This is a genomic window from Microbispora sp. NPDC004025, assembly GCF_053604425.1.
The window spans coordinates 1-8,293 of record NZ_JBSGHN010000034.1 but is presented as its reverse complement, the minus strand read 5'-3'; the positions used below and the strand labels follow the sequence as shown (position 1 = coordinate 8,293).

Annotated in this window: 7 protein-coding genes and 1 pseudogene; 5 read left to right on the top strand and 3 right to left on the bottom strand. The window is 70.1% G+C overall.

Annotated features, from left to right (window positions below):
• Both ACWEQG_RS38855 and ACWEQG_RS38850 read right to left on the bottom strand, forming a co-directional pair.
• Positions 1–266, bottom strand: a 266-nt coding sequence (locus tag ACWEQG_RS38855; protein WP_452292638.1) for a roadblock/LC7 domain-containing protein, incomplete at its 3' end; no start/stop codon positions are given.
• The gene (locus ACWEQG_RS38850; RefSeq protein ID WP_452292636.1) at positions 263–3,049 is read right to left on the bottom strand and encodes a sensor histidine kinase; all 2,787 of its coding nucleotides are present in this window, start codon (positions 3,047–3,049) and stop codon (positions 263–265) included. The genes ACWEQG_RS38850 and ACWEQG_RS38855, both read right to left, overlap by 4 nt.
• Before the next feature lie 414 nt (positions 3,050–3,463).
• Here ACWEQG_RS38850 and ACWEQG_RS38845 point away from each other — a divergent pair, with 414 nt between their 5' ends.
• Genes ACWEQG_RS38845 through ACWEQG_RS38825 form a run of 5 tightly spaced genes read left to right on the top strand, consistent with a single transcriptional unit; the run spans position 3,464 to position 7,806 of the window.
• Positions 3,464–4,441, top strand: coding sequence for an ABC transporter substrate-binding protein (locus ACWEQG_RS38845; RefSeq protein WP_452292634.1), 978 nt, complete (start codon positions 3,464–3,466; stop codon positions 4,439–4,441).
• 19 nt (positions 4,442–4,460) lie between these two features.
• Entirely contained in the window at positions 4,461–5,234 is a 774-nt protein-coding gene (locus ACWEQG_RS38840; protein WP_363473105.1) for an ABC transporter permease, read from the top strand.
• Positions 5,231–6,019, top strand: coding sequence for an ABC transporter permease (locus ACWEQG_RS38835; protein ID WP_452292632.1), 789 nt, complete (start codon positions 5,231–5,233; stop codon positions 6,017–6,019). Before ACWEQG_RS38840 ends, ACWEQG_RS38835 begins: the two co-directional genes overlap by 4 nt.
• Before the next feature lie 9 nt (positions 6,020–6,028).
• A complete protein-coding gene (locus ACWEQG_RS38830) occupies positions 6,029–6,805 on the top strand; it encodes an ABC transporter ATP-binding protein (RefSeq protein WP_452292630.1) in 777 nt (258 codons plus the stop codon).
• The gene (locus ACWEQG_RS38825) at positions 6,802–7,806 is read left to right on the top strand and encodes a methyltransferase (protein WP_452292628.1); all 1,005 of its coding nucleotides are present in this window, start codon (positions 6,802–6,804) and stop codon (positions 7,804–7,806) included. Before ACWEQG_RS38830 ends, ACWEQG_RS38825 begins: the two co-directional genes overlap by 4 nt.
• A 215-nt stretch (positions 7,807–8,021) precedes the next feature.
• On the opposite strand, the pseudogene ACWEQG_RS38820 reads toward ACWEQG_RS38825, so the two are convergent.
• Positions 8,022–8,293 (bottom strand): annotated as a pseudogene (locus tag ACWEQG_RS38820) (ATP-binding protein); the annotation flags it as partial.

Genomic DNA, 8,293 nt, shown 5'->3' with positions numbered 1-8,293 from the left:
ATCAGCAACAACCCCCGCTGCATCTCCACCACCGTCTGCGTCACCGGGCCACCCTCGAACACCCGCGAGGCACCCTGCGTCAGACTGATCAACCCGGCCGCCACCGCCGCCAGCTGATCCGCCCGGTCCTTCGGAAACCCCTGCGAGAACGCCAGAGGCAACCCGTCCGCCGACACCACCACGGTGTGCGCCACGCCGGGAACCGAATTCGCGAAATCACTGATCAGCCAGTTCAGGCCGCGCGCCCCCTGGCTCAACTCCCTCATGCGCCGTCCCCTTTCGCCAGCGGATAGCCCTCGTCCTCACTCAGTTCGCCCCGGGCCACCGCCCGGCCCTGCCGTACGCCCTGCTGGAAGCTCGCCAGCCGGCTGCGGGCCCGGTCGGGCGACAGAAGCGGCTGCTGCGGGGACGCGGGCGCCGCGGGCGGCTCCGCGGAGCCGGGCACCAGGTTGGCCTTCGGCACCCGCTTGGGCAGGCCGGAGGTGGTCGTGCCGTCCGACGCCGGCTTCTCGGCGACCGCGGCCGCGGCCTGCCAGCCGGCGTCGACCTCCGGGGTGTCCCGCCAGCCGGATCCGGTGTCGCCGACGGGCTCTCGCCGGAACCAGGCGGACTCGACGGAGGCGAAGATCGGCAGGTATTCCTCGGTGGCCGCCGGCCCGGCCTCCGCTCCGCCCGGACGCACGCCGCCCGGCTGGACGGGAGCGCCGACGGGAGCGCCGTGTATCGGGCCGGAGATCGACACCGGTCCTGTCGTCGCCGACATGGCGCCGGGCCTCGCCGGGACGGGCCCGGTCACCGCGGGCAGCGGCCCGGTCGCCGCCTCGTCCACGCCGCCGGACGACCGGCCGCGTATCCGGGTGAGCGGATCGTGGAGAGCCGGCGCGGCGACGCCGGAGCCCGGCCCGTGCTGCTGGCCCCAGGCCCCGATGCCCTGCTGCGCCGTCCCCTGCACGGCCTGCCGCGGGCTCCAGGCGGGGGCGAACGCCCCCTGATAGGACTCCGGCTGGTACGCCGGATGGCTGATGATCGACTCCGGCAGCAGGACCATGGCGGTGAGCCCGCCTCCGTCGTGCGGCCTGAGCTGGACCCTGATGCCGTTGCGCAGGGCCAGACGGCCGACCACGAACAGGCCCATCCGCCGCGACACCGACACGTCCACCACCGGCGGGTTCGCCAGCCTCCAGTTCGCCTGGCCGATCTCCTCGGGGGTCATGCCGATGCCGGAGTCGGTGATGGAGACCATCACGCCGCCGCCGTCGATCCGATTGCCCGAGACCACCACTCTCGTGTCCCGCGGGGAGAACGACAGCGCGTTCTCCACCAGCTCGGCGAGCAGGTGGATGACGTCGTTGACGGCCTGGCCGACGATCGACACGTCACCCGGGAAGTTGAGCACCACCCGCTCGTATCCCTCGACCTCCGACAGTGAGGCCCGGATGACGTCGGTGATCTCGACGGGCCGGCTCCAGCGGCGTGCGGGCTCCTGCCCGGCGAGGACCAGGAGGTTCTCACTGTTGCGGCGCATGCGGGTCGCCAGGTGGTCGAGCTTGAACAGGTCGCCGAGCCGCTGCTCGTCCTGCTCGCCCTGCTCCAGGCCGTCGATCAGGGTGATCTGGCGCTCCACGAGGGTCTGGGTACGCCGCGACAGGTTCACGAACATCGCGTTGACGTTGCTGCGCAGCCGGGCCTCGTCGCCCGCCAGCCGGATGGCCTCGCGGTGGACCTCGTCGAAGGCCCGCGCGACCTCGCCGATCTCGTCGGCGGAGACCACGCCGATCGGCTGCACCTCGGCCTGTCCCGCCGCGCCGCCCTCGGACTCGCGCAGCCGCTGCACCAGAGTGGGCAGGCGGTGACCGGCGACCTCCAGCGCCTCGCTGCGCAGCCGCCGCAGCGGCCGTACGAGAGAGCGCGCCATGACGGCGGTGATGAGCAGGACCAGCAGCAGGACGACGACGACCATGCTGATGCTGAGCACGGCGACGTTCCGGTCGGAGCTCTGCAGGGCGGCGCTCCGGCTGACGATGGACCTGGTCAGACCGTCGGTCACGTCGCGCATGAGGTTGGCCTGCTCGCTGATCGCGTCGAACCAGAGGTCGGCGTCGGTCCCCCTGCCGCTGAGGTTGCGGATGGACTGCCCGGATCTCACGAGGTAGAGCGCCCGGTCGATGAAGAACCGCGCCCGGTCCACCTTCTGGTCGGTGACGGTGTCGTTGTAGAGCTGCCGCTCGTCGGTGGTGGCCACGGCGGTGAACGCCGCCAGCTCGCTCTGCTCCCTGGCCACCGCGCCGGTGAAGGCGTCGAGTTCCGCCTGGTCGAGCCGCTGCCGGACCAGTCCCGCCGCGAGCAGCGCGCGCTGCTCCGACACCGCCTCCTTGGCCCGGGCGAGCGCGCCGAGCGCCTTGATGCTCGCGTACAGGCCCTCGTCCGGCACGCCCTGGCCCGCCGCGTCGTACAGCTTCAGCAGGTCGTCGGTGACGAGCCGGTACTTCTCGATGCCGCGCAGCGGCGGGAGCTGCGTGTCGAGCACGATCTTCCGGAACGCGGTCAGGTCGGCCAGCCGGGCCAGGGCACGCGACAGGTCCTCCCGGCCGAGCCCGCCCAGTGCGTCGCCGCTCGTCTCGGCCCGCGCGCTCACCTTCTGCGCGGCGGCGTCCACGGCCTCGTGCTGGTTCTTCACGAGGGTGAGCAGGTCGCCGTCACGACGGCCGCCCGCGACGTACTCGACCGCCAGGTCCCGCTCGAGCTGGATCTCGTGGAGGAGCATGCCGATGCTGCCGACGAGTTCCACGGCGTCGCGCACCCGCTGGTACTCGGCGGCGCTGGCTATCGAGCTCGTCACGCGCAGGCCGCCGAGCAGGACCGCGACGACGGTGGGCAGCACGATCAGCGCGACGAGCCGGGTCCGCACCCGCCAGTTCTTCAGGTGCAGCGAGTTGCCTACCGCGGGATCGGCGGGTGGCCCGCCGTCCATGGAGGATGCGCCGGCGGCGGGCTCGACGACCGGTTCGGGCTCGGCGCGGCGACCGCTGTCGATCGTTGCTGTCCTCACTGGCGCAACCTCTCGCGCTGATCTATGGAATAAGGCTCCGGGGTCGCTCTAATGCGAGAGCCCGCACATCACCGGGCAATTTGAGCATAAGGCGTCGAGATAGACAAAGAGCTTGGCATTTTGGAGCGGTCCAGATTTTCGCTCAGGCCTATATGCGCGTGCACGGTACGGCGACGAGCAGGGAGAAAGTGATATCGGACAGAACCTGCGCGACAGCCCCCCTCATGGAACCGGTCCAAGCCATTGCCCGTAATTCCAAAAGACGACAGAGGTGATTTACCCCTAAATTTGACTACAATCGTGACTCAAACGCACCGAATCCATACGGCTCCTGTACGCTTCTCGCCCGTCGCCGTCTGCGCGGGACGGGCCCGCCGCGGGCGACCACCTCAACACTCCAGACGAGGAGAATTCATGAGGCTTTTGAGTCGTGCTCTCGCCGTCGGCGTCGCGGCCGTCCTGGCGCTCACCTCTTGCGGTAACTCCGACACGACGTCCTCCGCTCCCGCGGACAACGGACTGGAGAAGACGACGCTGAAGGTGGGCACCATTCCGGTGCCGGACAGCGCGCCGTTGCAGGTGGCCATCGAGAGAGGGTTCTTCAAGGCCGAGGGCCTGGAGATCCAGCCCGAAGTGGTCGCCGGCGGCGCCGTCGCCACCCAGAAGCTGCTGGGCGGCAGCCTCGACATCTCGCTCGGCGCCTACGTCGGAACCTTCCTCGCCCAGGACAAGGGTGCGGGCAAGTTCAAGTATGTTTCGGACAGTTACGGCGCCGCTCCCGGCGCTTTCGTCATTATGGTCAAAAAGGACTCCCCGATCAAAACTGTTGCAGACCTCAAGGGGAAGACCATAGCGGTCAACGTCCTCAACAGCGTCAGCCAGCTGACCGCGGAAGTGCAGATGAAGGTGGCCGGGGTGACCGCGACACCGAACCAGTTCGTGGAGAAGACGTTCCCCGACATGCCCGGCGCCCTGGAAAACGGCCAGGTCGACGCTGCGGCGATGGTCGAGCCGTTCATCACCGTGGTATCGAAGGCGGGCGGCAGAATCGTCGTCGACGAGATGACCGGCCCGACCGAAAGTCTGCCCATCGCCGGCTGGTTCACCACCGAAGCCACCGCGAGCAAATACCCTAAGGCGATAGCCGCGTTCCAGCGGGCGCTCGGCAAGGCCCAGGCGATCGTCGCGAAGGACCGGAAGGTCGTCGAGGAGACGCTGCCCAAGTACACGAAGATCGACGCCGCGACCGCGGCCGTCATCTCCCTGGGCTCCTACCCGACCTCCCTCAGCGAGACGCGGCTGCAGCGCGTGGCCAGCCTGATGAAGGAGTACGGCTACATCAAGAACGACCTCGACGTGAAGTCGATGATCCTGCAGCCTCCGGCGAGCTGACGGACACCCCGTAACCGCTATGGAACACGCACGAGTCCTCCGCGGCGTCGCCGGCGTCGCGGGGTTCCTCGCCGCGGCCGAGATCGTCGGCGCGACCGGCCTGATCGACGACCGCTTCCTGCCGCGCATGTCCACGATCCTGCGCGGCGCGGCGGAGCTGCTCGCCGACCGGGAGTTCCTCGCCGACGCGCGCGCCACGCTCGTCGCGTGGGGGCTCGGCCTGCTGCTGACCGTGGCGGTGGCGGTCCCGGCCGGACTCGCGCTCGGGGCCCTGCCGCCCGTGGAGCGCGCCGTACGGCCGCTGATCGAGTTCCTCCGGCCCATCCCGTCGGTCGCCGTGATCCCGCTCGCGATCCTCCTGTTCAGCGACAACCTGCACCTGAGAGTGGCCGTCGTCGTCTACGCGGCGTCCTGGCCGATCGTCATCAACACGATCTACGCGTTGAGAGACGTCGATCCGCTCGCCAAGGAGACCCTGCGCAGCTTCGGCTTCGGTCCGGTGTCGGTGCTGCTCCGGGTGGCGCTGCCCAGCGCCGCGCCCTTCATCGCGACCGGGATCCGCGTCGCCGCCGGCACCGCCGTCATCCTCGTGATCAGCGCGGAGCTGCTCGCCGGAGGGGCGGAGGGCGTCGGGATCTACATCCTGGAGGCCGCGGGCGGCAACCGGATGGACCTGATGCTCGGCGCGACCCTGTGGGCCGGTCTGTTCGGCGTGCTGTCCAACTCCGCCCTGGTCGCGGTGGAACGCAGGCTGTTCCGCTGGCACGACGTACGCGCCGGAGCCGCCCGATGAACGTGATCAGAGCTCTCGGCCGTCTGTGGCTGGTGCCCGTGACGCTCGTGGCCTGGGAGATCGTCACGCGCGCCGCCGAGCAGCCGTTCTTCCCTCCCCCGTCGGTGACGCTGGCCCGGATGGGCGAGATGTGGCTGTCCGGCCCGCCCGCCCATCTCCTGCTGACGGAGCAGGCGATCAGTGATTTCGGCCCCAGCCTCGCCCGGCTGTTCGCCGGGTGGGCGCTCGCCGCGGTCCTCGGGGTGGCCGCCGGGGTCGCCATCGGCTGCTCCCCCCGCCTGTCCGGCTACCTCGACCCGCTGATCCACCTCGGCCGGGCCGTGCCGCCGCCGCTGCTGGTGCCCTTCTTCCTCGCCCTGCTGAAGCTGGGCACGCCGGCGCAGCTCGCGACGATCGTGTTCGGGATCATCTGGCCGATCCTCGTCAACACCATCGACGGCGCGCGGACCGTGGACCGGCAGCACCTGGAGACCGCGCGCATCTTCGGGTTCTCGACGGCCCAGCGGCTCACCAGGGTGATCGTGCCCGCCGCGATGCCCAAGATCTTCGCCGGCCTGCGGCTGGCTCTCTCGCTGGCCCTGATCCTGCTGATCGTCGCCGAGATCTTCGCCGGCTCAGGCGGCCTCGGCTACCGGCTCCTGTCGGCGCAGCGCACCTACCTCTACGCCGACATGTGGGGCTGCCTGGTGGTGCTCGGCCTCCTCGGCTATCTGCTCAACTCCGCGTTCCTGCTGTTGGAACGGCGCGTTCTCGCCTGGCACAGGAGCGCCAGGCAGACCACCTAGGAAGGCATCGTGCTCGAGATCACCGATCTGGTCCACTCGTACGGCTCGCATCGCGTTCTCGACGGGGTGAGCATCCGTGCCGCCGAGGGCGAACTCGTCTGCGTCGTGGGCCCCTCCGGCTGCGGCAAGTCCACCCTGCTGCGGTCCGTCGCCGGCCTCATCCGCCCCACCGGCGGCCGGGTGCTGATCGACGGGCAGCCCGTGGAGCGCATCCCCGACAACCTGGCCGTCGTCTTCCAGGACTACAGCCGCTCGCTCTATCCCTGGATGACGGCCGCGAACAACGTGGCGCTGCCGCTGCGGCGCCGCGGGCTGGACCGGCGGCGCCGCAGGGAGGCGGCGATGGCCGCGCTGGACCAGGTCGGCCTGGCCGACGCCGCGGAGAAGTACCCCTGGGAGATGTCCGGCGGGATGCAGCAGCGCGTGTCCATCGCCCGCGCTCTCGCCTACCGCCCGTCCCTGCTGCTGATGGACGAGCCCTTCGGCTCGGTGGACGCGCAGACCCGCGAGGACCTCGAAGACCTGGTGCTGCGGGTCTGCGCGCATGACGGCATGACGACCCTGCTGATCACGCACGACATCGACGAAAGCGTCTACGTCGGCGACCGGGTGATCGTCCTCACCCGGTCGCCGGCCCGGGTCGCCGCCGACCTGCCGGTCGACCTGGGCGAATCACGCGACCAGATCGCGACGCGGCAACTGGACGCGTTCGTCCGGCTGCGTGCCGAAGTGGGCCGCCTGGTCCGAGGCGGCTCCCCCTCACCCACTGTTCTGGAGAAGCATTGATCGACTCCACCGGCCCTGTCTGGAACGCCATCGTCGGGATCTCGCGGTTCGCCGCGCTCGCCGCGATGGCGGAGCTGAACTGCGCCGAACACCTGTCCTCCGGCCCGATGAGCGTGTCGGAGCTCGCCAAGGCGTGCGACGCGCACGAGCCCTCCCTGACGCGCGTGCTGCGGGAACTCGAGACGGTCGGCATGGTCCGCACCGTCGTCCCCGGCGTGTACGAGCTGACCGAGGAGGGTCAGACGCTGCGCGACGGCGTCCCCGGCAGCCTGCGTTCCGCGGTGCGCGTGATCGCGGAGAACGGGTACTGGTACGCGATGGGCAATCTCGCGCAGACCGTGCGGGACGGGCGGTCCGCTTTCATCACGCGTTTCGGCCCCTTGTACGGCTATTTCGAGGAGCACCCCGAGGCTGCCCGGCTGTTCAACGAATACATGGCCATCCGCGCGGCGCCGTTGGAAGCCGCTCTGGCCACCGCCTACGACTTCACCGGCGTACGGACGCTCGTGGACGTCGCGGGGGGAACGGGGCATCTGCTGGCGGCGGTGCTCGACCGGCACCCCGGCATGCGCGGTGTGCTCTTCGACATCGCGCACGTGGTCGAGGACGCCAGGGAGTCGCTGCGCGCGCGGGGCCTCGGCGACCGCTGCGAGTTCGAGAGCGGCGACTTCTTCGACAGCGTGCCCGCGGGCGGGGACCTCTACCTGCTGGCCAGCGTCATCCACAACTGGAGCGACGAGGCGGCCCTGCGCATCCTGACCAACGTGCGGAAGGCGCTCGCCGGCCACGGCCGGTTGCTGCTGCTGGAGATGGTGCTGCCGGACGACGCCACGCCGCACATCGGCAAGGACCTCGACATGCGCATGCTCGCGTTCACCGACGGCGGAAGGGAGCGCACGCTGAGCGAACACACACGGCTGCTGGGCGAGGCGGGCTTCACGCTCTCCCGCGTTCTGCCGCTGCCCGCCGGGGCGAGCCTGATCGAGGCCCTGCCCGACTGACCGCCAGTGCCGCGACCACCAAGGTTCGCCTGGGCGGAGCGGTGTCCAGAGTGGTGCATCGCAAGGCGGAGGAGGAGCTCGTAGCGGAGCCTACGAGTGATCTTCCCGGGCCCCGCGGAGATTCTGAGCTTGCGAGGAATCTTCGTGGGCGGGCGACAACGCGGCGAGGTGCCGCTCTGGGCGACGCGACGGGGCGAAGATCGGTGGGAGGGGCGCTAGTGGAAACCCGGGCCGGGAACGGCGACACGCATGGTCAGCGCGTGCTCGACGAGTGTGATCAGCGTGCTCTTGACCGATTCCCGGTCCCGGGCGTCGGTGCGCACGATCGGAATCTGCGGGGCCAAGGTCATCGCCTCCCGCACCTCCTCCTCGGCATGCGGAAACTGCCCGTCGAAGCCGTTGACGCCGACGACGAAGGGCAGGCGCGCCTCCTCGAAGTAGTCGATCGCCGGGAAACTGTCGGCCAGCCGCCGGGTGTCGACCAGCA

Excerpts from the sequence above, each read along its gene's own strand:
- ACWEQG_RS38845 (WP_452292634.1), top strand. The coding sequence starts at position 3,464 with ATGAGGCTTTTGAGTCGTGCTCTCGCCGTCGGCGTCGCGGCCGTCCTG.
- ACWEQG_RS38840 (WP_363473105.1), top strand. The coding sequence starts at position 4,461 with ATGGAACACGCACGAGTCCTCCGCGGCGTCGCCGGCGTCGCGGGGTTC.
- ACWEQG_RS38835 (WP_452292632.1), top strand. The coding sequence starts at position 5,231 with ATGAACGTGATCAGAGCTCTCGGCCGTCTGTGGCTGGTGCCCGTGACG.